We start from the raw sequence: 24,141 nt of genomic DNA on the forward strand, positions 1-24,141 counted from the left end.
GCGCCGGATCAGTCCTCGTCTTTGCGCTTGCGCCAGCGGATGCCGGCCGCGATGAAGCCGTCGAGGTCGCCGTCGAACACGGTGGCGGGGTTTCCCACCTCGTGTCCGGTGCGCAGGTCCTTCACGAGCTGCTGGCCGTAGAGGAAGTAGGAGCGCATCTGGTCGCCCCAGCTCGCGGTGATGGTACCGGCGAGCTCCTTCTTCTTCGCGGCCTCCTCTTCGCGCTGCAGCAGCATGAGGCGCGTCTGCAGCACGCGCATGGCGGCGGCGCGGTTCTGGATCTGCGACTTCTCGTTCTGCATCGAGACGACGATGCCGGTGGGGATGTGCGTGATGCGCACCGCAGAGTCTGTCGTGTTGACCGACTGACCGCCGGGACCGGACGAGCGGAAGACGTCGACGCGGATGTCGTTCTCGGGGACCTCGACCTCCTGCGCCTCCTCCATGACGGGGATGACTTCGACGGCGGCGAAGCTGGTCTGGCGCTTATCGGCCGAGCCGAACGGGCTGATCCGTGCGAGTCGGTGCGTGCCCGCCTCGACGGAGAGCGTTCCGTAGGCGTAGGGAGCATCGACCTCGAAGGTCGCGGACTTGATGCCCGCACCCTCGGCGTACGACGTGTCCATGACCTTCACCGGATACTTGTGACGCTCGGCCCACCGCAGGTACATGCGCATGAGCATCTCGGCGAAATCGGTGGCGTCGTCGCCGCCTGCGCCGGAGCGGATGGTGACGACGGCCGATCGGGAGTCGTACTCGCCGTCGAGCAGGGTCTGCACCTCGAGCTGGCCGACGACGTCCTCGAGCTCGGCGATCTCGCGACGAGCCTCCTCCGCGGAGTCCTCGTCGTCCATCTCGTTGGCGAGCTCGACGAGCACATCGAGGTCGTCGAGACGCTGCTCGACCTCGGTGACGCGCTTGAGCTCGGCCTGGCGGTGACTGAGGGCGCTGGTGACCTTCTGCGCCTTCTCGACGTCGTCCCAGAGATCCGGCGCACCGGCTTCTTCGGAGAGCCGATCGATCTCCGCCCGGAGGGCGTCGACGTCGACGACGGCTTTGATGTCGCTGAAGGTGGAGCGGAGGGCCTGGATGTCGGCTGACGGATCGAATTCGAGCATGGCACTCCAGAGTATCGTGGATGCACGTGTCCGACCGCGTCAGCTCTGTGCTCTGGCGGTTCGCGCCGATGATCTACGGCCCCACGATCCTCTTCGCCCTCGGCGAGGGGGCGGTGATCCCCCTCATCCCGATCCTTGCGGCGGAGCGCGGAGCGGATGTGGCTGAGGCCGCGTTCATCGCTTCCTTCCTCGTCGTGGGCCAGCTCTGCGGCAACATACCGGCCGGATGGTCGGTGGCGCGGCTCGGCGAGCGCCTCACGATGGCGATCGGCGGCGTGCTGGCGATCGCGGGCTCCGTCACGATGCTGCTCTCCCCCAATGCGGCCGTCCTCGCCGTGGCGGTGTTCGTGATCGGGTTCTGCGCGGCGGCGTTCGGCCTCGCCCGCCATTCCTTCATGACGACGCGGGTTCCGCTCGCCTTCCGGGCGCGGGCGCTGTCGCTCCTCGGCGGCTCGTTCCGCTTCGGCACGTTCGTGGGGCCCTTCATCGCGGCGGGACTCCTCGTCGCGGTGGGCAACGAGCTGTCGGCGGTGTGGTTCTTCATCGTCTGCCTCGTCGCCACCGTGCTGCTGGTGCTGCTCGGCCCCGATCCCGAGAAGACTCCGGACGCCCCCGACCGCGCGGCGACCCCCGAGGACGACAGCGGAGAACCGGTCACCGGCTCGATCCCCGCGGCAGAACGCGTCGGGGTGTTCCGCACGATGTGGCAGCACCGGCGGGTGCTCTCGCGCCTCGGGGTGGCCGCCGCATCCCTGTCGGCCGTCCGGTCGGCGCGTCAGGTCGTGCTGCCATTGTGGGGTCTCTCCCTCGGGCTCGACGCCCCGACGATCGCCCTTGTCGTCGGTGTCTCCGGGGCCATCGACTTCGCCCTGTTCTATGCGAGCGGCCAGGTGATGGATCGCTTCGGCAGGCTCTGGGCCGCCCTGCCCGCCATGATCCTCATGGGCACCGGCTTCCTCGCCCTGTCGCTCACGCACGATCTCACCTCAGCGAACATGTGGTTCGCGATGTTCGCGGCGGTGCTCGGCGTGGGCAACGGCCTCTCCAGCGGCATCCTGCTCACCCTCGGCGCGGACGTGGCGCCCAAGACCGAGCCGGCCGCGTTCCTCGGCTCGTGGCGCACCCTGACGGATGCCGGCGGCGCCGTCGCTCCGCTCCTGCTCACCGCTCTCACCGCCGCCGCGTCGCTGTCGGTGGCGACCGGTGCGATGGGCGTGGTGGGATTGCTGGGCGCGGCGGCGTTCATCCGGTGGGTGCCGCGCTTCGTGCCGCGACGACGCGAGGAGAGCTGATGACACTGCAGAACTGGGCCGGCAATCTGACGTACCAGGGTCGGCTCGTGGCGCCGACCACCCGCGACGAGGCGGCACGCACGGTGCGGGAGGCGGATGCGGTGCGCGCGCTCGGCACGCGGCACTCGTTCTCGACGATCGCCGACACCCCCGGCATCCTGCTGTCGACCGCGGCGCTGCCGTCGAGGGTCGAGATCGATCGGGCAGCGCACATCGCCCGGGTGTCGGGCGGGCTGCGTTACGGCGACGTCGCGGAGCGTCTGCAGGCCGAAGGCTGGGCGCTCGGGAACCTCGCGTCTCTGCCGCACATCTCGGTCGCCGGGGCTATCGCGACCGGCACGCACGGATCCGGCGACCGGAACCGGTCGCTCGCGGGCTCCGTCGCGGGTGTCGAGCTGCTGATGGCCGACGGCGCCATCCGGTGGTTCCGCCGCGGCGACACCGAGTTCCCGGGGGTGGTCGTCTCCCTGGGTGCGCTCGGCGTCGTTCTGGATGTCGAGCTCGATATCGAGCCGACCTACGACATCGCACAGACCGTCTACGAGCGCGTGCCCTGGGATGCGGCGCTGGAGAACCTTTCTGCCGTGACCTCGCTCGGTCACAGCGTGAGCCTGTTCAGCACCTGGGCCGATCCGGACGTCGCCGACCAGCTGTGGCTCAAGGGGCGCGTCGGCGAGGCTCCCGCGCCCGCGGACGTGTTCGGCGCAACGCCCGCATCCGAGCCGCGCCATCCGCTCCCGGGGGTGTGCGCCGAGAACTGCACCGTGCAGGGCGGGGTCGCCGGCCCCTGGCTCGAGCGTCTGCCCCACTTCCGCCTCGGCTTCACACCGTCGCAGGGCGACGAGCTGCAGAGCGAGTACTTCGTCGACCGCCGCGACGCACCCGCGGCCATCCGGGCCCTCCGCGAGCTGTCGCCGCGTTTCGTCCCGCTGCTTCTGGTGAACGAGGTGCGCACGATCGCCGCCGACGACCTGTGGCTCAGCGGCGCGTACGCTCGCGAGTCGGTCGGACTGCACTTCACCTGGCGTCGTGACGAGGCAGGGGTGCGCGCCGTGCTCCCCGAGATCGAAGATGCCCTCGCCCCGTACGCCGCCCGCCCGCACTGGGGCAAGGTGTTCACCATGGCAGCCGCCGACATCCGCGCGCGCTACCCGCGCTTCGACGAGGCGACCGCGCTTCGCGGCCGGTTGGATCCCACCGGAACCTTCCGCAACAGCTTCCTCGCCGACCTCGGGTTCTGATCCCGCTTATGCACGGCTGACCGGGCCCGGTTCGCGTCGGCATCCGGAGGACGATCGACGCAGGAGGCGGACGCGCCCACCACTCGCGCCCGATCGGACATGCTGACTATCGAACGCGCGCTCATCGACGTACAGGCGCCGGCCGCGGAGCACAAGGTGCACGGTCTGCGGCACCCGGGGCGCTTTCTCGCTTCGGGGATGATGGCCGGCGCGTACATCGGCGTCGGGGTGGTGCTGATGGTCAGCGCCGCAGGGCCGTTGACGGCGGCCGGAAGCGGATGGGGCAAGTTCGTCAGTGGACTCGTGTTCGGCGTGGCGCTGACGCTCGTCGTGTTCGCGGGCGGTGAGCTCGTGACGTCGTCGATGATGACGCTCGCGCAGGGCACCTACCTGCGCGCCGTACGGCCCGGCCCGGCGATCGGCGCGCTGTTCGCCACCTTCGGCGCGAACCTCGTCGGCTCGATCGTGTTCGGCGTGCTGGTGGCGACGTCGGGCGTGCTGCACAGCAACGCCGCGGCGGGCACGATGCTCGCCGACATGCTCGCGGCGAAGGCACACGAGGGGCCGGTTGAGCTGTTCGTCCGTGGCGCACTGTGCAATCTGCTGGTCTGCCTCGCGATCTGGATGTGCGCCCGGCTCAGCTCCGACGGAGTGAAGCTCGCGGTGATCTTCTGCGCGATCCTGGCCTTCATCACCTCGGGCTTCGAGCACGTCGTCGCGAACATGACGACCTACACGATCGGTCTCGCCACCGGCGTCCCGGAAGCCACGTGGGGGCACTTCGGCACGAACCTGCTGTGGGTCGGACTCGGCAATCTCTTCGGCGGTGCCGTACTCGTGGGTCTCGTGTACTGGTTCATCGGCGGATCCCCCCGGCTCGCCGCGACCGCTGTGGAGCAGGAGCCGGCGCTCACCGAGCGATGAACACGGTCCGTGTCACAGGGGCTCGGAGTGTGTGTGGATGCGGTCGCCGTCGCCGTGGAAGATGCTGATCAGCTGCACGGGCTTGCCGCCCGCAGCCGACATCGCGTGCGGCGTACGCGTATCGAACTCGGCCGCTTCCCCGCGCACGAGCGTGAGGTCCTGCTCGCCCAGCCGCAGCCGGAGGCGCCCGGAGAGCACGTAGAACCAGGCGAAGCCGTCGTGCACCCGCTGCTCGGGCTCCGGACCCGGGAGGTAGGTGATCTTGTAGGCGTTCGTCGGCGATCCTTCCGGCGCGAGCGGGAGCACGAGGTGGCCCTCACGATGGATGAGGGTGCGACGCACGCGGGGATCCTGGTCGCGCGGCTGCAACAGGTCGTCGATGCGAATGCCGAGCTCGCGCACCAGCGGCAGCAGCAGCTCGAGGCTCGCCTGACGCTTGCCCGACTCCAGCCGTGACAGCGTGCTCGAGGAGAGTCCGGCGCGTGCGGCGAGGTCGTCGAGAGTCCACCCCTTCGCACGTCGGACGGTACGCAGCCGCATCCCGAGGTCGTCGAGTTCGGCACGAACGGAGGGGCTTGCTGTTTCCGCAAGATCGCTTGCCATAGTTGCAGAGTAGCCGTGTGATGGGCTCATGCAGAACTCCACGGACGTCCTCGTCATCGGCGCCGGCCCTGCCGGCCTGTCCGCAGCCCTCATGCTCGTGCGCGCCCGCCGCGCCGTCACGGTCGTCGATGCCGGGTCGGGCCGCAACCGCTTCGCCGAGCACATGCATGGCGTGCTCGGGCACGAGGGGCTGGCCCCAGGCGAGCTGCGCTCCCGCGGCCGCGCCGAGGTGGAAAGGTACGGCGGCCGTTTCGTGGCGGGCACAGTGTCGCTCGTCGAGGCGGACGACGAGAGCGTGACGGTGACGCTGGTCGACGGTTCCGTCTGGCGCGCTCGCGCGCTCGTCGTGGCGACGGGGCTGAGCGACGAGCTCCCCGACATCCCCGGTCTCGCCGACAGGTGGGGCCGCACGGTGCTCCACTGCCCCTACTGCCACGGCTGGGAGGTGCGCGGACAGACCATCGGCGTGCTGACCACGTCGCCCCTCGGCGCCCACCAGGCGCAGCTGCTCACCCAGTGGAGCGACGATGTCGTGGTGTTCACCGCGGGCCTCGGGGAGCTCGACCCCGCGCTGCGCCACCGCCTGCTTGCCCGCGGAGTGCGGCTGGTGAGCTCGCCGGTCATCGAGGTGCGGGGCGAGGGCGATCGGATCGACGCGGTGCGCACCGCCGACGGGCGGGAGGTGGCCGTGTCGGCGATCTTCACCGCGGGCCGCCCCGTGCCGCACGACGGCTTCCTCGACGGCCTCGACCTCGTGCGCACCGAGGGTCCGCTGGGGGCGATGATCCAGGTCGACCGCCTGGGGCGCACAAGTCACCCCCGCGTCTGGGCTGCCGGCAACGTCGTCGACCCGAGCGCCAACGTCCCCCTGTCGATGGGGACCGCATCCTTCGTCGGGGCGGGTGTGAACGCCGCACTCGTCGAGGAGGACCTCGATCGTGTCGCCGCGCCGGCCGCGTACTGGGAAGGTCGATACGCGGGAGACGAGCGGGTGTGGTCGGGCCGCGTCAATCGCACCGTCGCCGACATCGCCGCATCCCTGCCGTCGGGCACGGCCCTCGACCTCGGCTGCGGCGAGGGCGGCGACGCCCTGTGGCTCGCCGAGCACGGCTGGCAGGTGACCGGAGTCGACATCAGCGAGACGGCGGTCGCGCGGGCCAGAGAGGCCGCCGCATCCGCGGACCTCGCCGACCGCGCGCGCTTCGTACGTGCGGAGCTTCCCGGCGGGATGCCGGAGGGCTCCTTCGATCTCGTGAGCGCCTCGTTCCTGCACTCCCCCGTGACACTGGACCGTCTCGAGATCCTGCGCGCGGCCGCATCCCGCGTCGCGGTGGGCGGACACCTGCTCGTCGTGTCTCACGCGTCCATGCCGCCCTGGGCGCACGCCGATGCGCAGCACGCCGACTTCCCGGACCTGCACGAGGAACTCGCCGCGCTCGCGCTGGATCCGTCCGCCTGGGAGACCGTGATCGCGCAGACCCGGGCGCGCCCGATCACGGTCCCCGACGGCACCGAGTCCACGATCGACGACGCCGTACTTCTCCTCCTCCGGCGGTGAGCAGTCCGGTGGCTCTCCCTCCTCGCGGAGGCGGGCTGGGAGGGATGGAAGGGCACCGACAGGGCGGGACGCGGGCAGGTCAGGCCAGGCGGCGCTCGATCTCGCGCAGGACACGGCGCTGCTCGGGCGTGAACTGCGTGCGAACGAGGTCGTCGACCAGCTCGGCGCCCGCCCCCAGCTCGACTGCGACACCGGCATCCGTCAGCTCGGCGACGACGGGAGCGAAGGCCGCGACCACGGTCTCGATGAACGCGTCGACCTCCCCGGATGCGGTGCCGGCGCCGATCTCGGCGAAGCGCGCGGAGATCTCGGCCACGAGCGGCGCGAGAGCGGGAGTGCTGAGGATCTCGTAGAGTCGCGTGAGCCGCGGCATTCCCTCCTCGCCGGCGAGGTGGGCGAGGAGCACGGACTGATCGCGGTCCATGCTCGCCAGGCCCACCGGGCCACCCGCCGTCGCGAGCACCGCGAGGTGCGGCGCGAGCTCGGGCGGAACGTCGGGCGCCGCGTCGGTTGCGCGCAGCCGCGCGATGAGCGAGCGCTGCGCCGTCAGCCGGTCGATCTGGTCCGCGAGCTCCGCGTCGAGGGACTCGAGCAGCGCACCCGCATCCGCCGGTTCGCCGTCGAGCAACGCGGGCATCTTGTCGAGAGGGATGCCGACCGCCGCCAGACGTCGGATGCGCAGCACCCGCACGAGGTCGCTCACGCCGTAGTCGCGATAGCCGTTGCTCCCGCGCTCCGGCTCGGGCAGCACACCCTCCTGGTGGTAGTGCCGCAGGGCACGTACCGTGACGCCGGCGAGCCGCGCGAGTTCACCGCTGCGCATGGCGTCTCACCCCACATCCGTCTCGGCCACGGGATCCAGGCTACGCAGTGACCGCGCAGTCAGACCGACCATGAGCGCGACGAGCCAGAGGCTTGCGAGTACCGCGGCGGCCACGGCAACACCGGCGTACTCGGTGAGCCCGGCGGCGAGCACGATCCCCACGGGCGGCGCCGCGGTCAGCACGGCGTTCTGCGTGCCGAGGATGCGGCCGCGCACGGCTTCGGGGATGCGCTCGATCATGAGCACCCCGATGAGGCTATTGAACAGGCCCGCGGCGAGGCCCATGACCCCGGCACCCACGAGAACGATCCACACCGACGGCAGGGCGCCGATGAGCGCGAAGCCCGCCGTGCTGCCGAGCAGCCCGGCGAGGAACCAACCTCGGCGAGACCCGCGCGCGCCCGCAACCGCGTAGAGAGCCCCACCGACCAGCATCCCGGCGGCGAGCGCGGAAAGCACGAGGCCGAGCAGACCGGGTTTCCCTTCCAGGGTGAAGTACACCGGGAGGATCAGAGCCTGCATTGAGGCGAGCACGAGCACCGAGAGCAGACTGAGCGAGGTCGTGGCTATGAGGAACGGGCTGCCCGCGAGCACCCGCCACCCCTCGCGCAGCTGTGCCCACCCGCTCGCACCGGACGGCGCCTCCACGGAGATGTCCCCCACACGCCGCGGCAGCAGCATCGTCATGAGCGCGGCGCACAGAGAGGTTGCCGCGGTGACCCACAGCACGCCCGTTCCGTCGAGCGTGACGAGCAGTACCCCGGCGAGCGCGGGGCCGAGGAGAATCGCGATCGCGCCCAACGCTTCCCGGACCCCGATAAGGCGTTCGGCACTCCAGCGGCCGTGGCGCACGATCGCCGGCAGGAGTGTCTCGCGGGCCGTCATACCGGGGACGTCGCCGAGGGCGCCGATGATCCCCATGATCACGAACCACCCCAGGTTCAGTCCCCAGACGAGGTCCAGCACGGGGAGGGCCGCAACGGCGAGCGCGGAGATCACGTCGGAGGCGATCGAGGCGGTGCGCCGATTGATGCGGTCGATGATCACGCCCGCGAACAGTCCGGCGAGGATGGCGGGAATCGCGGTGGCGGCGGCGACGGCTCCCGCGCCGAGGGCGCTGCCGGTCACCTGCAAGACGATGAGCGGCAGGGCGACGGCGGCGATCGAGTTGCCGAGCAGGGAGAGAAAGGTGGAGGCCAGGTAGGCCAGTGGCACGAGGGTCATGCACCCAGTCACAACTATGACGTTGCGGCGGGGTCAAGCTCGAGACTCAGCGGGCGAGCTGGCCAATCTCCACCGAGGCGCCGTCGAGCATCGACCACGCGGGGCTCCGCAGTGCGGGGCAGTGCTCCGGTGTGGGGTGGAGCGCGATGTCGATCATGCGATCGAGGGCATCGCGAGCGGCTGCGAGGTCGTTCATCGCGGCAGTGATGCGGTCCCGCTCGCTCGTCATGAGCGCGAGATCCTCATCCCTCGACTCCCCCGCCTGGATGCTCGGCGTGAGACGACGGATGGTGCGGCTCGACAGCCCTGCGGCGAACAGCTGCTGGATCAACACGACCCACTCGACGGCCGACTCCGGGTAGATCCGCTGCCCGCTGAATGTGCGATCCGGCTCGAGCAGACCCTGCTCTTCGTAGTACCGGAGTGCGCGGGCGCTCACGCCGGCGCGACGACCCAGTTCACCGATCCGCATGGACGCCTCCTCTCCCTTTCGGACCATCGCGCGGCAGTGGGACTTGACCCTGACGCCGACGTGAAGTTTTAGCGTAACCACGTCGCAGGCCACCAGGATGCGGCACCCCTCATCCCTCTTCAGAAGGACCGGTCCCCCAATGGACATTTCTGGCCAGATCGCCCTCGTCTCGGGCGCCAACCGCGGCATCGGGCGTCAGTTCGTCCTCGAGCTGCTCGACCGTGGCGCGAGCAAGGTGTACGCCGCGGCGCGACGTCCCGAGTCCGTCGAGGTGACCGACGAACGCATCGTGCCGCTGCGGCTGGATGTGCTCGACCACGCCACGATCGAGCGTGCAGTCGACGCTGCGCCCGATGTCTCCCTGCTCATCAACAACGCCGGGATCTCGACCGGCGCGAAGCTCGTCACCGGTGATGCGTCCGAGATCCGGCGAGAGATGGACACGCACTTCTGGGGCACGCTCGAGATGATCCGTGCCTTCAGCCCGGTGCTGGCCGCGCAGGGCGGCGGAGCGGTCGTCAACGTCCTCTCGGCGCTCTCGTGGTTCGCGGCGCCCAGCAGCGGCGCGTACTCGGCGGCGAAGGCGGCCGCGTGGAACATGACCAACGGCGTGCGTCTTGAGCTCGCAGCGCAGGGCACGCTGGTGCAGGGAGTGCTGCTGGGCGTCGCCGACACCGACCTCACCGCCGGCTACGAGGGGCCCAAGACCGACCCCCGCGACGTGGCGCGCGCCTCGCTCGACGCACTCGCGGCGGACCGCATCGAGGTGATCGTCGATGACTGGACAGCCATGGTGAAAGCCTCACTCTCCGGCGACCCGGCAGCCTTCTACCGTCAGGTCACGGAGCTTCTGGGCTCCTGACCCTTCCCTCCCCTGCCCGCGTCCCCGACCCGGGCCCCGCGAGACTGCATCTTCTGGACGAGATCACGGGTAATGACAGTGATCTCGTGCGTGAAGTGCAGTCTCGCGGGAAGGGAAATGCCATCCTCGGAGCATGACGCCCGACTCCCCCTCCGCGCGCGCCCTGCATTGGCGACGCGCCCTGCACCTCGAACCGTTGCCCGTGGAGTCCGGATGGTGGGCGCCGCGCTCGCGGTCCGACCTCCCCGTGACGGAGGGCGAGGACACGCTGGCGGCACACAACTCCATCTACTACCTGCTCGACGCCGAGCGGCCCGTCAACTACTGGCACCGCCTCGCATCCGACGACATTCACGTGCTCATCGAGGGCGGCCCGGTCGAGTACCTGCTCGCCACGGACGCGGGAACGATCGAGCGGCACGTGCTCGGTACGGATCTGGATGCGGGCGAGCAGCCGATGGTGGTGTGCCCCGCCGGCACGACGAAGGCCCTGCGACTCATGGATCCGCGGGGCTATGCGCTGATCGGCAGTGTCGTGACCCCGGGGTGGGCACCGGACCGCGTCGGGTTCGTGGCGCCGACGATCCCGGACGAGCACCGCCCGGTCTGGCTCGAACCCGGCACGATCGCCGCGCTCACCTCCCCCGACACGGTCTGAGCTGCGCTACCGCAGCGCCGTACGACTGGTGGCGGTCGCCTCGAGCGCGACGCCGTCGGGGACGAACATGGACACGAGCGGCGGCTGCCACACGCCGGCGACCGTCACCTGCGCGGAGACGCCGTCGGGCGTCGTCGCCGACACCAGCGTCGCGTCACCCGAGAACGCCACCAGGGCCTCCGCCTGCTCGCGTACGCCGTCCGCACTCAGCTCGGCACGCGGAGCACCGTCGACGACCGACAGCGTGAAGCCGTCGGCGCCGGCGAGGGCCGCCGCATCCGCTACCCCGTCCAGCCGCTTCTGCGCGAGATACAGACTCGTCGCCGACACGCACACGAAGATCGCGGCAATCGCGAGCACGGCGTAGCCGATCACGAGCGGCAGGATGCTGCCCTCGTCGTCGCGTTGCAGGTGTCTCATGGTGTCGTCCCCCACAGCCGTGACACCTTCTGCGCGGCACTCGCCTCGACAGGAACGGATGCGACCTGGTCGAGCCCCAGCACCGGCGGCACCAAGGGCAGCGGGACGTCCGTACTCACGCTGAGGAGCAAGGTCGCCCCGGCGGATGGGCACTCGACACCCGCGGGGGCGCACTCCCAGCGCAGCACGACCGCATCCGGGTCGATGCCGTACTCCTCCGCCACGGCCGCCATCACCAGGTCGGCGCGTGCGGCCGCATCCTCCGCATTCGCCGCGGTGGAGACAGCGCGGGCGATGTGACGGGCCGCCGCCTCCACGCCGAGCGCCTGCGACTGGATCGCTCCGAGCGCGACGATCAGATAGACGAGCGGTGCGAGCAGGATGAGGCCCGCCACGATGAACTCGAGCGAGGCGTTGCCTTCGTCATCATCGAGCAGCGAGGCCACCTCAGTCGAAGCTCTCGTTCGGCGCATGAGCGGTCACCTCCAACGCCTCGGGCACGCCCCACAGACCCGCGACCGGCGACGTCGTCCGCACCGTGATTTCGGTCGCCGGATAACCGAAGCGATCGGTCTCCGCGGCCTGCACCTCCACCGGGTAGGCATCCCCCACGGCCCGGGCGACGACATCCGCTGTGCGGGCAGCGCCATCCGCCAGGCTCGTATCCGCCAGCGCTGCGTGATACGCCCCCTCGACCGCAGCATCGTGCACGACGTTGCGGATGTAGACGGCGAACCCCAACTGCAGCACGGCGAGCGTCAGGAACGTCAGTATGGCCCCGACCAGCACGAACTCGACCGGAGCTGCACCCTCGTCGTCGAGCAGCGGGTGCCGGTCGGACATCGCTCAGAACCCGCTGACGCGGTCGATCGCCTGCGTGAACAGATCCGCGAGCGCAGGACCGGCGAGCGCCCAGTTCACCACGACGAGCGTCGTCTCGCGGGGTACAGGGGGAACAACGTGACATGGGTAGATGACATCTTCCGCGCCGGTCAGGCGAACCGAGGCGGGGTCGTGCGCCGTTCGATCGAGTCGGTCGAACAATACGCGTCGATCGAAGAGGTCGTTGTGGCTGCAAGGGATCGTGGGTTCCATGTGATCGCGACCGGCGATCAGCTAGTCATCCTGTGCCACCCCGGTGAGATGTCAGTTCTCTGCTGACCTCCCGCCGACAGTGGCACCCGGACCAGTGGGTGCAGCCCGCCGGTTGTCGCCGTAGCTCCTGGTCGACCTCGTCGCCCATTCGGAAAGAGTAGGGCACAGCGGCGAACGTGGTCGGCTACTGTCCACCGTCGCCTGTACGATCCGATCATGCCGCCCCGACACGCGGAGCACTAGGCGTCGGGTTGGCGATGCTGGAACGCGGGCGGCGAGCGGCACCGGCTATCCATGGGGGAACTAGTTGTTCGACGAAGATGCTCGGACCTGGGCAAACGAGGTTCCGCTGTTCCTCGCTGCCGGGACGAAGAGCGATCTCACACGCAAGATGTATGAGCGCGACTTGCGCCGGTTTGCTGAGTGGTGCGCAACTCTGAGCTACGTCCCGCTTCGCGCGGATGCAGGCCAGGTGCACGAGTTCGCCGGCCACCTCGGCAACATCGGGCACAAGCCGAGAACCATCTACCGCGAGATGACGACCGTGCGGGTATTCTTCGGGTTCCTGGCTGCGCGCGGTGTCATCGCGACCAACCCAATCGCGGATCTCCGCTGGTCGACGCCTCCCCTGGAGAACCGCGAGGTGCCGACTGTCGGCGAGCTTCGCGAAATATGGTCAGGGTGCAAAGACGACAACGAGCGGGCGACCGTCGGCCTGCTCGGGTTCTGTGGCATGCGCCCATCCGAGGTCGAGTCGGCGACATTCGCCAACCTCGGAGAGGTCGAGGGTCATCAGATCCTCCGGGTTCCCGCTCGGAACAACCAGTTCCAGCGCCCGTACGTCGTGATCCCGGAGCCAGTGTCAGCAGCGATCGCGAATCTGCGGACTCGGCTGGGTTCGGGAGCGATCATCCGCACCGGTTGGGACAACAGTGTTGACCGCAACTCCCTCCGAACCATCGTGATGCGGATAGGCAGCCGCACCAGCTTGAGATACGAACTCAAGCCCTTGGACCTGACGTTCTGTCTGCGCTCGATCGCGGTTGAGCGGGGATTCGCCTATGGCGAGGTCGTTCGATCGGTAGGTGAGGCCGAGTCTCGGCGACTCGCCATCTGGGCGGCGCGATCGACCGGGGCAATCGAGGACCACCCTGCACTGCGGTTGAGCAGGCTAGTGCTACCGACCAAGCCGGATTCGCTCGCGGCGATGGAAGAGGCGGGGACCATGTTGCGGTTGTCCGACGCGCACCCGGCCGCCGCGACAGCATTCGCGGGTGCGGCGCTTGAGAAGCACCTTCGCGATCTCGCCCGCGAGAACGAGATCCCGCTTCGGGGCGAAGGGAAGCTGAGCGCGTACGCGGCCGTCCTGAAGTCGCGGGGAGTTATCGACAACAGGACGCTGCAGTCGATCAACCGACTTCAAGACATCCGCAACGATGCAGCGCACGGTTGGTTCGAGCGAGTGTCCAGTTCGGACGCTGCGTGGTTTATCACCAACGCCACCGAACTCATCCGTCGGTACCCCTTGACCGAGCCGGGATCTCTGGGTCAAGGCGACTGACCAACCGTGTCACGACAAGACCTGCGCGAGAGCGTGCGCGCTGGACTTCTCCAGCTTCTACCAGATCAAGTCGCTGCCGCAGATGGACGAGGCGTACCTCGAAGACAGGGAGGCCTTCCACCTGGGAAAGCGCGACGCACTGCACGGTCACGAGTTGATGGTTCGTACCCGCGTGGCCGTGGCGCTGATGGTCCTCGATGGTCGCGTGGAACTGAACGACGAGGACTGGGAGCTGGCCGAGGCAGTGATGGTTCACTCGCGAGCTACGCGCACGGTGGTTCGGCAACGACTGGCCGAGGTGAGTGCCCAGGAGCACGTGACGCGCGGTCGCGCGGCGGGCAAGCAGAAGTTCGCTGAACAGGAGCCCTTCCGGCTACCTTGCTCAAACTCGAACATCTGTTCGATGCGCGCCTCAAGCGGAAGGTTCCACACCATGCCCAACCACCCCAAGGATCAGCGCCGATGACGACCATGATCGGTTACCTACGTGTGTCCACCGAGAAGCAGGCCAGCAGCGGCCTCGGGCTTGATGCCCAGCGCGACAGCATCCAGCGCTACGCCGATGCCCACGGCTGGGAGGTGCTCTGGTACGAGGACGCGGGCCTCAGCGCCAAGTCGCTCGCCCGACCCCAGCTACAGGCCGCGCTCGACCGGCTGGACATCAGTCCCAAGCGCCGCGACGTTGACGGCATCGTGGTGGCCAAGCTCGACCGCCTGAGCCGTAACGTGGCCGACTTCGCCCGTGTGCTGGAGCAGGCCCGTTCACGCGGCTGGGCACTTGTCGCCATCGACCTGGGAGTGGACACCAGCACGCCGACCGGCGAGCTTGTGGCCAACGTGATGATGTCGGTAGCGCAGTGGGAGCGCCGGGTGATCGGTGAACACACCAGCGCCGCGATGCAAGCCGCCAAGCGTCAGGGACGACACATGGGCCGCGTGTCCGTGCTGCCCCAGGACACCGGCGACAGGCTCCTGGCGCTGCGCCGCACGCGCACCCTCGCCGACACGGCTGCCACACTCAACGCCGAGGGCCGCACCACGGCTACCGGGCTGCCCTGGACTGTCAATGGCGTAGCCAAGGCACAGCGCCGACTCACATCCCGCCTGGCCGTGGCCTGACCCACAAGCTCACCCGTCGTCACATGCGGGGGTCACCTACGGACCAAGGGCCGTAGATGGCGACTCGCTTCCGCGCGTAGCCATTGATTATCCACGCCATGACGACCGTGAGCACTGCACCCGTGATTCCCACCGCGAGACCCCACCCAACTTGATCTAGGTAGGCCAACGCGACCCCGACTGCGACAGCGTTGATGCCGAGCGAAGCAACAAGCCCGAATCCCAACTCGGCGCGAGTTCCACCCTCCATCTGATTGAGTGATCCGAGCCGGGCAGCACGGACCGGTTCCGCTCCCTCGTGATACTCGTGAGCGACGCGATATCGCTCAGCCAGCAGGCGCACTCCTCTTCGAATGGGGTTCATCGAGAACGCGATCGAGATGCTGAGCGCGCCAAGAATGTTCCAGAAATCCGCATCCTTGCGCGCCCAGAGGAACGCTTGCGCTGGCCCGAGGAGCATTAGAGCCACCAACGGCAAGAACCTCCAACCGGGCACGAGCATCCCGGCAACAAGAGAGGCGTTGGCGTTGTGGAGGATCGCCCTCAGCGTCACCAATCGGGCCTCGTTCTGCTCATGCTCACTCGTCTCCTGGAGCCACTTCACACGGCGCTTTAGAACGGCAGGACGAGTCCACTGGCTGATGGCCACAACCAGCCCAACCAGCGAAACGATGGCGGCGAGCGCCTTCGAAGCAGCGTCAATCGCCTGCGCTGGATCGATGCTGTTCACAGTGCCCAGTATCCCGGAGCATGCCGCATCAGCGGTCTAGGCTCGCTCAGCCAGACAAGGCCTTATACCGGCGCACGCTCGCCGGGCTACTCTTTGGCGCATTCGACTGGCGTCGGTGCGCCCCCAGCCCGGAAAACGGGAGTGGCAATCCAGCGCAGGTCCGGCGGAAGCCAGTTGATCTCACAGACTTCACGGCTTGAGATGTCAGATACCTTGATCCAAACCGGCTTACGGCTGCGATCAAGCAGAAGTAGCTGACCAGCCTGTTCGCCGACGACGTAGCCCGCAACGGTGTCACCCGATGACGTAGTCGTTATCTGTTCGGATGGCATCCAAGGCTGGCCAAGGAGCACAACGACGACCGTTCCGATTGCAAGCCCCGCTGCCCACGCCCCGCGATTCTTCTTCGACTTGGGACGAGGTTTGCGCCGTCGCGCCCTCAATATCTTCCCGACAATCACCCCGATCACAGCGATAGTCACCAGCGCTACGAGAATCGGCGTCATGAAGGACCCGTAGATCAAGGGAAGCAGCGCAGTAACCGCGATAGTGGTGCCGAAGACGATCGCGCGGGGCGCACCAGCTTCATGGACACGATTCACGTAGCCTCCTGGATCGAACACCCAAACGACTGAGAGTCCGACGACCAGAAACAGTGCGAGCGTCGTGATGAGAAGCGTTGCCTGGTTAGTAAGCGTCAACACGGCAAACGCAACCGGCAGGTCGAACCTTGCGAAGTACAGCGCGCGCAGCACGACGAGAACCGCGAGTGACAGTGAGACTGTTAGCGCCACATGCTTCGTGGCGAGGTCACGCGCGCGCTCCAACAAGGTCATGATTCATTGTGCCCGTCACACAGCGGACTCCCCCTTATGACATCCCGCGCACGGCGAACGGGCTTACCACCGCACTCCTGACGGGGGCCGGAGTACGTCGCAACCGCACCCCCTTCACACTGGCGCGAGTTCCGGAAGGGGACCGTTTCGGCTACCACGGCAGCGGTCTACACGCCGTAGTTGAGACCCGCTCTTGGATGCCCTCGTGAGCCGAGGCTAGCTTGCTCGTGTTCGAAGCAATCTTCTAACATCCGCCCCGCCAGGAAGGTTCTACATTATGGCCACCAAGACCACCAGCACCAAGACCCCGAAGCCCGTCGAGACCGTGGAGGCTGCCGCGTTCGACGAGGCGCTGCCCGCCATCGAAGCTGCCATCCAGCAGGTCGTTGACACGTTCGGCGTCACCGTGCAGCGCGCCCGCCTCAAGGGCATCCGCGCGCTGGCCTACCAGGCGCTCGTTGAGTCCATCGAGGCCGGCGATCTGGAAGCCCTCACCCAGCGGGCCATCACCAACGCGGGCAGCCTGCCCAACGGCTGGACCGTCACCCCGCCCCGCCGTGCGCCCAAGGCCGACGCTGCAACGGCTGCTAAGGAGCCCGCTGCACGCAAGCCCCGCGTCACCAAGGGCAGCACCGTCGCCACCGAGGAAGGCGTGGTCATCGCGGAGCAGCGCCACAGCGAACTCTCATAGCCGAGTGGGGCAGAGCTAGCTAACCCGGTTGCGGTGCGCCTCAAAGTAGGCGTGCCGACCGTGGTCCTGCTGCCCGGTGAATCCCTTGAACTCGCCCCCGCCCCGAGTACAACCGGCAAACGAAGCTGTTCGAGGTCTCCCGCGATAACGGTGACGACCTGATTGACGGGCTGATCCGGGAGTTCGGGACTGTCCGCGTGGTCATATATGGAAACTCTCGTACAACGTGCGTATCCGAATGCTGGGGCGCCAATCCTGACAATGCCTGGAACTGCGTCTGCGGATGCGCTGGCTCCAACCACGGAAGCGGCCACCCGCTTGGCGTTGAGGTGGCGCGCGGGCTTTCAGTGGAGAATCAGCACACGCGCGCCGAATACCTTGCGTCTCGCACCGGATGGGTGTTCGTCGCCTGACGCCCGAGAGTAGTGCTAGCCGTTCAGCAGCTTGAGCACAGCGGTCAGCACCGCGCCAAGCCCAAGCACCCAGGTGACCAGCCCCGCAGCAGGGGACCATTCAGCGACCGCGACCCGCCGACGCTCGAATTCCTCGACAAGTGCAGCAGCTTCATCCTTCATCTTCTTCATCTCATCGGAGTCGTCTTTGGCCAACCCCAGGGCCTTCAGCGCTCCCTTCAATCGACCGGCTTTGCTTGGCGCGACCAGCGCCTGGAGACTATCGATCGCCTGCTCGTAGCGAATCTCAAGTACTGCGCCGATCTGCTTGACTGCGCCCACAACCACGGTGGCCGCAGCGATACCAATGAGGCCACCTACGCCCCCCGAGAGGACAGCCGAGACGACGACTGCCGCGACGACGACTACTGTGACGATGAGAATGACAATGTCGCGAGTCACCCGCGTGCGCACAGCGCTCGGAATCTGAACTTCGATATCAGCCACAGGCCAAACATATCGCTCGGCGGGTTCAGCCCGATTCACGCAAGGTACGTTTACGCAATGGTGCGGGGCAGCAGCATGTAGATCTCTTTACGGCCGGCCTTCTCGATGAGCACGCGCTTGGCGTCCTCGCGTGCGTCGGCGGCCTGCGCCTGCAGAACCTGCGCGAGTGGTGCGCCGCGGTCGATGGCGGCGACGATCTGGTCGATGCTGCGGGCGACGGCGGGCGTGTCGATCGCCCGCGCGACGGAGGCGAGCGCGTCGCTCAGCGACGACCCCGTGCCGACATCCAGCACGGCGCGACGAAGCTCCGTCACGATCTCGCCGGAGCCGACCGAGGACACACGCCGGATCGCGTCGAAGGCGCCCTCGCCGGCGGCGAGGCACAGCGCGAGGAACTCCAGGATGGTGGGCAGCTCCTCGGCGGCACGCGCAGCGCGTGTCCGAACCGCCGCCCCGAGGCGCAGGTCGTAGCCAATCGCTCCGGCCACAGCACCCAGCAACGGGAGCACGCCGACGGCGGGGGCGAAAGACCCGGCGACCACGAGAGCGACCACGAGGACCGCGCCGACGACGAGACCGACGATCGCCCAGGTGAGTTGGCGCGCCCGGAAGGCCGCCGCATCCATCAGCCATCCCGCGCGGCGCAGCCGCGCCTCCAGGTCGGCCGCGCCGCCCACGCGCGCACCCAGCCGGCGCAGCAGCTTCTCACCCGCGTCGCGTACAGGGGCGTGCAGCGGCGTCAGTCCACGCGGGTCGGCGACATCACGCACGTACGGCGCGACACGGCGACCGAGCGACACGGCACGCCACCTCGGAGTCGCCCAGAGGATCAGGGACATTCCGGCACCCAGCGCCCCGCCGAGCAGCACGGCGACGGCCACCTGCGTGATTCCGGCCGGGGTCATCCGAACCACCTCCGCGGTTCAGGAAGCCGCCCCACCGCCAGCATCATGCGAAACGCCAGGGCGGACACCAGCGCGCCGACCACGATCAACACCACGCCCTCGGGGCTCGAGTAGGCGGCGGATCCTTCCGGACGGAGCGCGAGCAGCACGAGGATCACCCAGGGTGCGAGCAGGCCCAGCACCGCAGCGCCCCGCACCCACGACTGCCGCGCATCCACTTCGGCGCGCACCGCCGCATCCGCCCGCACCGCGCTGGAGAGCGATCGCAGCACCGGAACCAGCTCGGTTCCGCCGACCTGCCGCGCCATCCGCAGCGTCTCGAGGATGCGGTCGGCCACCGGATCCGACAGCGCCACCTTCAACCGATCGAGGCTCGTCTCGAAGTGCCCGGATGCGGCGAGGTCGCGCGCGAAACCCGCGAAGGCGGGGCGCAGGGGCGTGGGCGCCGAGCTCTGCAACGACGCGAGGGCATCCGGCAAGGCGAAGCCGGCACGCACCGACGCGATGAGCAGATCGCAGACGTCGGGCCACAGTCCCCGCCGGATCTTGAGAAGCCGACGCGCTCGGCCACGAAGCCACAGCGTGGGAGCCGCAGCACCCGAGAGCGCGGCGAGCAGAGCGAAAGCCGGCACCTGGGTGAGCAACCAGGCGATCGCGGCCGCGAGCACCGCAGCGGCCGCGGAAGCGAGCAGCAGCGCGGTGACCGGCAGGTGCGCGAATCCTGCCTCCGCAAGCAGTCCTGCGCCCCGTGACACGCGCTGCTCGGAACGCTCGGTTGCCACTCGCGCCGGCCACAGCCGCGGCGCGAGCATGAGGAGGATTCCGGCGCCGAGAAGCGCGCCCAGCAGGATCGTCATCGGGCCGCCTCGTACACGGGGACGACCTCGACCACACCGTCCATGACCTCACCCGTCGTCTGCATCACTTCGACGACGTGTCGCGCGCCACGGGCGTCCTGAGCACAGTGCACGACGAGGTCGATGCTCGACGCGATGGCGGGCACGACGAAGTCCCGGTCGATGTTGCGTCCCGCCAGCAGCGGCAGGGATGCGAGCTTGACGAGAGCGTCGCGCGCGGAGTTCGCGTGGATCGTCGCAGCACCCGGCACACCCGTGTTGAGGGCGAGGAGCAGATCGAGCGCCTCCGCGTCACGCACCTCCCCGACGATGAGGCGGTCGGGCCGCATCCGGAGTGCTTCTTTCACCAGCCGCCGCAGCGTCACCTCACCCGTCCCCTCGAGACTGGGCTGGCGACCCTGCAGCGCCACGATGTCGTGCGCGTCGACCGCGAGCTCGAACGTCTCCTCGACCGTGATGATGCGCTGCTGGGGAGCGCATTCAGCGATCAGCGCCGCGAGCATCGTCGTCTTGCCGGCGTGCGTCGCCCCCGACACCAGGATGCTGTCGCCCTGCCGCATTGCCCGACTCAGCCGTTCGGCGACGTGCGGCGGCAGCGTGCCCGTGGCGACGAGCTGCGCCAGCCGACGGTAGCGCGGCAGGAACTTGCGGATGTTGACGGCCCAGTGCTTACGGGTGATCAACCCTCGCATGTTGCAGCGAATGCAACTGTTGACACTTGCAAACGAGGACTATTGGTCTCGGTCGGGCTGGTCCGCTCTGACCCTAACAGCGAGATCACGCGCCTCCCAAGATCCGACTTGACTCGGTGATGCACTATCCCATACTTTGTTGCATCTAATGCAAGATTTTGGGAGCTCTCCAGCCGCACTTCGACTGCTCACCTCGGCGTCGAACGTCGCTTTGGCGAACCCGGAGCAGCAGGTCTTCGACGCGATGATGGACGGCTGGCGGAATCAGCAGCTGTCGCGAGGGCTCCGTGAGCAGACCATCCAGAACCGCGTGGCGACGGTGGCCCGCTTCCGGGAGTTCGCGGACAAGCCGCCGTGGAAGTGGACGGTCGCTGACGTTGACGAGTTCACAAGGGAAGCCACCGATCGCAGGCTGGCGCTGTCCACTCTGCGTCACCACCATGGCGCAATCCGCGGGTTCTGCGACTACCTGACGAATCCGTTGTACGACTGGATGGAGATCTGCGAACGGGAGTTCGGCGAGATCCCGTCGCAGGTGTGCTTGCCATGGAACACGGTCGCGCATCGGTTTGAGTTCGAGGGCGACGGAAAGCGCCGGCCGTTCACCTACGACGAGGTGGAGCGCCTGTTCGACACCGCTGACGCCCGGGTTGAGTTGCTCGTGAGCTCGGGACGAAAAGGCGCGCTCGGGGCGCTGCGGGACGCGCAGCTGCTGAAGACGGTCTACGCGTTCGGGCTGCGCCGCACCGAGGTGGTGATGCTCGACACCGTCGACCTGCACCACAACGCCAAGATGCGCCAATGGGGACGCTACGGTGCGATCCACGTGCGGTGGGCGAAGGCGGCTGGCGGCGGCGCTCCTCGTCGTCGCACAGTGCTGCTGGTGCCGGAGTTCGACTGGTGGGTGCCGGGCATGCAGCAGTGGCTCGAACAGGCCCGGGAACGGTTTGCGCCCGGTGACGACCTCGACGCGCTCTGGGTGACCGAGCGACGCACCCGCCTGTCCGCCGGCTATCTCGACCGGAGGTTCGCGGAACTGCGGGACGAGGCCGGCCTGTCGAAGGATCTGACGCTGCACAGCCTCCGGCATTCCTACGTCACGCACCTGCTCGAGTTCGGCTACGCCGAGCGATTCGTGCAGGAGCAGGTCGGGCACATGCACGCGTCGACGACGTCGATCTACGCCTCCGTCAGTTCGGACTACAAGAACCGGGTGCTTGCAGAGGCATTGAAGGCCCTCATCGAAGGAGAAGCGGAATGACCGTTGAACTTGAGACCGGATGGAACCTGCGCAGCGTGATGGCGTCACGCGGCATCTTCCAGACCTCCAAGCTGAGACCTCTGCTTGAGGAGCGCGGCATCGGCCTCTCCCGAGAGCAGGTCTATCGGCTGGTGACGCAACCGCCGCAACGGGTGCGTCTCGACGTCCTCGCCGCACTCTGCGACGCGCTGGAGTGCTCCCTCGACGATCTTGTGACGATCACCCGCCGCGAGGCCGCGGCCCCGATCGCCGTGGGCGAAGAAGCGACTCGCGGGTCGATCGGCGATCTCAGGCCCGTTCGCGCCACCATCCGCCGTCCACGCACCAAGTAGACCGTCGTGGCCAAGCCGCCGCAGGAGCCGCGTGTCGCAGAGGTCGTGATGCTCATCCAGTGGGTCGCGATCGAGATCCCGACGGAACGTCTCGTTGAGATCGTGAGCACGGTCGCTCCGGTGCCGCTCACGCAACGCCTGCTCGAGCTCGCTCTCCTCAAGCAACCCGGAGTTCTCGAAGGACGTCACGCGAATGTGCCTGTGACGGTTCAGGACCTTGCGCACGCGCTCGTCGCCGAGGGCGCGAGTCGGGTTGTCCTGCCGACGTGCGAGTCGTGCGGCCGTGCTGTCCGCATGCCGCACAAGACGCCGAGCGGCGGACGTCGCTGCTCCCGCTGCGAACGGAACGCCAGATCCGTCGCATGCGCGACCTGCGGCCAGGTGAGGCCAGTGCAGCGCACCATCGACGGGAAGCGGTACTGCCGTGAATGCTGGCGTGCTGATCCCCGTTCCTTCGACCATTGCTCCCGGTGCGGTCAGCACGCGACCATCGTCGTCCGTCGCCCCGAGCTCGTCTGCCTGGCCTGTTACACCGCGCCAGTCAAGACCTGCGGGCTCTGCGGAGAGCCCGGCCGGGTCGCATCCCATCTCGACGGGCGACGCGTCTGCGCCCGCTGCTACTACGCGATGCGCACGCCGCAACCCTGCCCTGAATGCGGGCGCAAGGTGTTCCTCACCGGGTTCATGAACGACCAGAAGGTCTGCGCGGATTGCGCCGGCACGCCGATCACGATGGCGTGTCCCGGCTGCGGTTCAATCGAAGAAGTGCGCAAGCATCGCCTCTGCGCCGAGTGCCGCCGCCCGATCACCATCCAGCGACTCCTCTGCGATGAGACCGGTGATATCCGCCCGGAGCTTCAGCCTCTTGCTGACTACCTGCTCACGCACCATGGCAAGGCGAATTCTCTGGAGCGGTGGCAGCACAAGAGCAAATGTGCCGCCGTGCTCCGCGAACTCGCCGAGGGAACCCTGCCTCTCGCCGCCGACGCGATCATGACCAGAGCCCAGTCGGGGCAGTCCGTGGCATTCCTCCTTTCGCTGCTGGTTCGCTCCGGCGTACTACCGGAGCTTGACGTCGAGGCCGCGCGCTTCGACCACTGGCTCGAGAACTGGCTATCGGAGGTTGGGCACGCCGAAGACCGGCTTGTCCTGCGCCGGTACTGCACCTGGGAGTTGCTCCGTTCGACGCGCGCATTCCGGGCGGTGTCTCGCGGCCCGTCGAGCCCTGCGGCTGGCTTCCAACGGCAACGCGCAGCGCTCAAGTACTGTGCCGCGCTCCTGCACGAAATCCGATCGCAGCGCGAGACGCTCGCCACCTTCCCCCAACGCCGCCTCGACGCGTTCCTCACGGACTCCCCGAGTCAGCGGGACGCGTTGGCACCATTCACCCGCTGGTTGCGACGCCACCAGTTGAGCACCCTACGCGTCGAGTTCCGGCCGAGTCGCCTCGAGGGCCGGCACTACGAGTCCGACCATCGATGGCAGATGGCCCGTCGATTCCTCACCGATTCGGACATGGACTCGAAGACCCGTGCTGCGGGCCTGCTCGTTCTCCTCTACGGCATCCAGCTCACCCGCATCATCACCCTCACCCGCGATCAGGTCGACGCGACCTCCCAGCCCGTGAAGCTCACTATCGGGGCGGAACCTATCGAGCTCCCCAAGATTCTCGGAGACGCGATCATCGACCTGGTCGACGCGTCGATGCGCCATCCCGAAGGATGGCTATTCCCCGGCAGAAACCCGGGGCTCCATCTCACCCCGGGGCCGATCAGTCGCCGCCTCCGCGCCGAAGGGCTCCGCTCCGGAAGCGCCCGGACGACCGCCCTCATCGAACTCACCCGGCAGATGCACCCGCGGATCGTGTCCGACTTGCTCGGCATAACGCCGGCGTCGGCCGCCGCGTGGTCGCGCCTCGCCAGTGGGGACTGGTCCGACTACCCAAAGATCCGCTCGGTGTCCGACTGA

The 24,141-nt window shown here is 68.2% G+C and carries 28 protein-coding genes; 13 read left to right on the plus strand and 15 right to left on the minus strand.

Going from position 1 to position 24,141, the window contains the following annotated elements; all coding sequences use genetic code 11:
- Window positions 1–8: 8 nt before the first annotated feature.
- The gene (prfB, locus tag PQV94_RS09310) at window positions 9–1,118 is read right to left on the minus strand and encodes a peptide chain release factor 2 (RefSeq protein WP_234075202.1); all 1,110 of its coding nucleotides are present in this window, start codon (window positions 1,116–1,118) and stop codon (window positions 9–11) included.
- Between the two features lie 20 nt (window positions 1,119–1,138).
- On the opposite strand from prfB, the gene PQV94_RS09315 reads away from it, so the two are divergent.
- From PQV94_RS09315 to PQV94_RS09325, 3 genes are all read left to right on the plus strand, one after another.
- Window positions 1,139–2,410, plus strand: coding sequence for an MFS transporter (locus tag PQV94_RS09315; protein WP_274285584.1), 1,272 nt, complete (start codon window positions 1,139–1,141; stop codon window positions 2,408–2,410).
- Window positions 2,410–3,651: an FAD-binding protein gene (locus PQV94_RS09320; protein ID WP_274285585.1), complete on the plus strand. Its 1,242-nt coding sequence runs from the start codon at window positions 2,410–2,412 to the stop codon at window positions 3,649–3,651. The genes PQV94_RS09315 and PQV94_RS09320 overlap by 1 nt, the downstream gene beginning before the upstream one ends.
- Window positions 3,652–3,750: 99 nt before the next feature.
- Window positions 3,751–4,575, plus strand: coding sequence for a formate/nitrite transporter family protein (locus PQV94_RS09325; protein WP_274285586.1), 825 nt, complete (start codon window positions 3,751–3,753; stop codon window positions 4,573–4,575).
- Between the two features lie 12 nt (window positions 4,576–4,587).
- On the opposite strand, the gene PQV94_RS09330 is transcribed toward PQV94_RS09325, so the two are convergent.
- Window positions 4,588–5,178, minus strand: coding sequence for a helix-turn-helix domain-containing protein (locus tag PQV94_RS09330; protein ID WP_274285587.1), 591 nt, complete (start codon window positions 5,176–5,178; stop codon window positions 4,588–4,590).
- Window positions 5,179–5,206: 28 nt separating this feature from the next.
- Here PQV94_RS09330 and PQV94_RS09335 point away from each other — a divergent pair, with 28 nt between their 5' ends.
- Complete coding sequence (locus PQV94_RS09335) at window positions 5,207–6,736, plus strand: FAD-dependent oxidoreductase (RefSeq protein WP_274285588.1); 1,530 nt, start codon at window positions 5,207–5,209, stop codon at window positions 6,734–6,736.
- A 79-nt stretch (window positions 6,737–6,815) separates the two neighbouring features.
- Here the strand turns inward: PQV94_RS09335 and PQV94_RS09340 are convergent, their stop codons facing one another.
- Genes PQV94_RS09340 through PQV94_RS09350 form a run of 3 tightly spaced genes read right to left on the minus strand, consistent with a single transcriptional unit; the run spans window position 6,816 to window position 9,255 of the window.
- Window positions 6,816–7,559: a MerR family transcriptional regulator gene (locus PQV94_RS09340; protein WP_274285589.1), complete on the minus strand. Its 744-nt coding sequence runs from the start codon at window positions 7,557–7,559 to the stop codon at window positions 6,816–6,818.
- A gap of 6 nt (window positions 7,560–7,565) precedes the next feature.
- Window positions 7,566–8,783, minus strand: coding sequence for an MFS transporter (locus PQV94_RS09345; protein ID WP_274285590.1), 1,218 nt, complete (start codon window positions 8,781–8,783; stop codon window positions 7,566–7,568).
- Between the two features lie 46 nt (window positions 8,784–8,829).
- Window positions 8,830–9,255: a MerR family transcriptional regulator gene (locus PQV94_RS09350; RefSeq protein WP_274285591.1), complete on the minus strand. Its 426-nt coding sequence runs from the start codon at window positions 9,253–9,255 to the stop codon at window positions 8,830–8,832.
- Between the two features lie 139 nt (window positions 9,256–9,394).
- Here PQV94_RS09350 and PQV94_RS09355 point away from each other — a divergent pair, with 139 nt between their 5' ends.
- Together PQV94_RS09355 and PQV94_RS09360 are read left to right on the plus strand one after the other, a co-directional pair.
- On the plus strand, window positions 9,395–10,117 hold the full coding sequence (locus PQV94_RS09355) for an SDR family oxidoreductase (RefSeq protein WP_274285592.1): 723 nt from the start codon (window positions 9,395–9,397) through the stop codon (window positions 10,115–10,117).
- 133 nt (window positions 10,118–10,250) lie between these two features.
- On the plus strand, window positions 10,251–10,775 hold the full coding sequence (locus PQV94_RS09360; protein ID WP_274285593.1) for a cupin domain-containing protein: 525 nt from the start codon (window positions 10,251–10,253) through the stop codon (window positions 10,773–10,775).
- Window positions 10,776–10,781: 6 nt separating this feature from the next.
- Here the strand turns inward: PQV94_RS09360 and PQV94_RS09365 are convergent, their stop codons facing one another.
- The 4 genes from PQV94_RS09365 to PQV94_RS09380 are packed head-to-tail and all read right to left on the minus strand — an operon-like array spanning window position 10,782 to window position 12,290.
- Window positions 10,782–11,195 (minus strand): pilus assembly protein TadG-related protein, encoded by a 414-nt coding sequence (locus tag PQV94_RS09365; protein WP_274285594.1) that lies wholly within the window; start codon window positions 11,193–11,195, stop codon window positions 10,782–10,784.
- The gene (locus PQV94_RS09370) at window positions 11,192–11,641 is read right to left on the minus strand and encodes a TadE family protein (RefSeq protein WP_337994350.1); all 450 of its coding nucleotides are present in this window, start codon (window positions 11,639–11,641) and stop codon (window positions 11,192–11,194) included. Before PQV94_RS09370 ends, PQV94_RS09365 begins: the two co-directional genes overlap by 4 nt.
- Window position 11,642: 1 nt before the next feature.
- A complete protein-coding gene (locus PQV94_RS09375; protein WP_274285596.1) occupies window positions 11,643–12,038 on the minus strand; it encodes a TadE/TadG family type IV pilus assembly protein in 396 nt (131 codons plus the stop codon).
- A 3-nt stretch (window positions 12,039–12,041) separates the two neighbouring features.
- Window positions 12,042–12,290, minus strand: a complete 249-nt coding sequence (locus PQV94_RS09380) for a hypothetical protein (protein ID WP_274285597.1) — start codon at window positions 12,288–12,290, stop codon at window positions 12,042–12,044.
- Window positions 12,291–12,597: 307 nt separating this feature from the next.
- Between PQV94_RS09380 and PQV94_RS09385 the strand changes: the two genes are divergently transcribed.
- The 3 genes from PQV94_RS09385 to PQV94_RS09395 all read left to right on the plus strand — a co-directional run bounded on the left by PQV94_RS09385 (window position 12,598) and on the right by PQV94_RS09395 (window position 14,970).
- Complete coding sequence (locus PQV94_RS09385) at window positions 12,598–13,851, plus strand: tyrosine-type recombinase/integrase (protein WP_274285598.1); 1,254 nt, start codon at window positions 12,598–12,600, stop codon at window positions 13,849–13,851.
- Window positions 13,852–13,933: 82 nt separating this feature from the next.
- Window positions 13,934–14,317, plus strand: coding sequence for a hypothetical protein (locus PQV94_RS09390; RefSeq protein WP_274285599.1), 384 nt, complete (start codon window positions 13,934–13,936; stop codon window positions 14,315–14,317).
- Window positions 14,314–14,970: a recombinase family protein gene (locus PQV94_RS09395; protein ID WP_274285600.1), complete on the plus strand. Its 657-nt coding sequence runs from the start codon at window positions 14,314–14,316 to the stop codon at window positions 14,968–14,970. Before PQV94_RS09390 ends, PQV94_RS09395 begins: the two co-directional genes overlap by 4 nt.
- A 19-nt stretch (window positions 14,971–14,989) precedes the next feature.
- Here PQV94_RS09395 and PQV94_RS09400 read toward each other — a convergent pair whose 3' ends face one another.
- On the minus strand, window positions 14,990–15,700 hold the full coding sequence (locus PQV94_RS09400; protein ID WP_274285601.1) for a hypothetical protein: 711 nt from the start codon (window positions 15,698–15,700) through the stop codon (window positions 14,990–14,992).
- Window positions 15,701–15,786: 86 nt separating this feature from the next.
- On the minus strand, window positions 15,787–16,536 hold the full coding sequence (locus PQV94_RS09405) for a hypothetical protein (protein ID WP_274285602.1): 750 nt from the start codon (window positions 16,534–16,536) through the stop codon (window positions 15,787–15,789).
- Between the two features lie 277 nt (window positions 16,537–16,813).
- On the opposite strand from PQV94_RS09405, the gene PQV94_RS09410 reads away from it, so the two are divergent.
- Window positions 16,814–17,227 (plus strand): hypothetical protein, encoded by a 414-nt coding sequence (locus PQV94_RS09410; protein ID WP_274285603.1) that lies wholly within the window; start codon window positions 16,814–16,816, stop codon window positions 17,225–17,227.
- A gap of 428 nt (window positions 17,228–17,655) precedes the next feature.
- On the opposite strand, the gene PQV94_RS09415 is transcribed toward PQV94_RS09410, so the two are convergent.
- Genes PQV94_RS09415 through PQV94_RS09430 form a run of 4 tightly spaced genes read right to left on the minus strand, consistent with a single transcriptional unit; the run spans window position 17,656 to window position 20,571 of the window.
- A complete protein-coding gene (locus PQV94_RS09415; protein WP_274285604.1) occupies window positions 17,656–18,126 on the minus strand; it encodes a hypothetical protein in 471 nt (156 codons plus the stop codon).
- Window positions 18,127–18,176: 50 nt separating this feature from the next.
- Window positions 18,177–19,031 (minus strand): type II secretion system F family protein, encoded by an 855-nt coding sequence (locus PQV94_RS09420; RefSeq protein WP_274285605.1) that lies wholly within the window; start codon window positions 19,029–19,031, stop codon window positions 18,177–18,179.
- Entirely contained in the window at window positions 19,028–19,888 is an 861-nt protein-coding gene (locus PQV94_RS09425; protein WP_274285606.1) for a type II secretion system F family protein, read from the minus strand. The genes PQV94_RS09420 and PQV94_RS09425 overlap by 4 nt, the downstream gene beginning before the upstream one ends.
- On the minus strand, window positions 19,885–20,571 hold the full coding sequence (locus tag PQV94_RS09430) for a CpaF family protein (protein ID WP_274285607.1): 687 nt from the start codon (window positions 20,569–20,571) through the stop codon (window positions 19,885–19,887). Before PQV94_RS09430 ends, PQV94_RS09425 begins: the two co-directional genes overlap by 4 nt.
- Before the next feature lie 220 nt (window positions 20,572–20,791).
- On the opposite strand from PQV94_RS09430, the gene PQV94_RS09435 reads away from it, so the two are divergent.
- The 3 genes from PQV94_RS09435 to PQV94_RS09445 are packed head-to-tail and all read left to right on the plus strand — an operon-like array spanning window position 20,792 to window position 24,141.
- Complete coding sequence (locus PQV94_RS09435; RefSeq protein ID WP_098409375.1) at window positions 20,792–21,841, plus strand: tyrosine-type recombinase/integrase; 1,050 nt, start codon at window positions 20,792–20,794, stop codon at window positions 21,839–21,841.
- Window positions 21,838–22,173, plus strand: a complete 336-nt coding sequence (locus tag PQV94_RS09440; protein ID WP_098408593.1) for a helix-turn-helix domain-containing protein — start codon at window positions 21,838–21,840, stop codon at window positions 22,171–22,173. Before PQV94_RS09435 ends, PQV94_RS09440 begins: the two co-directional genes overlap by 4 nt.
- A gap of 6 nt (window positions 22,174–22,179) precedes the next feature.
- Window positions 22,180–24,141: a hypothetical protein gene (locus PQV94_RS09445; RefSeq protein WP_274285608.1), complete on the plus strand. Its 1,962-nt coding sequence runs from the start codon at window positions 22,180–22,182 to the stop codon at window positions 24,139–24,141.

It is taken from the genome of Microbacterium sp. Clip185 (assembly GCF_028743715.1).
Taxonomy (GTDB): Bacteria; Actinomycetota; Actinomycetes; order Actinomycetales; family Microbacteriaceae; genus Microbacterium.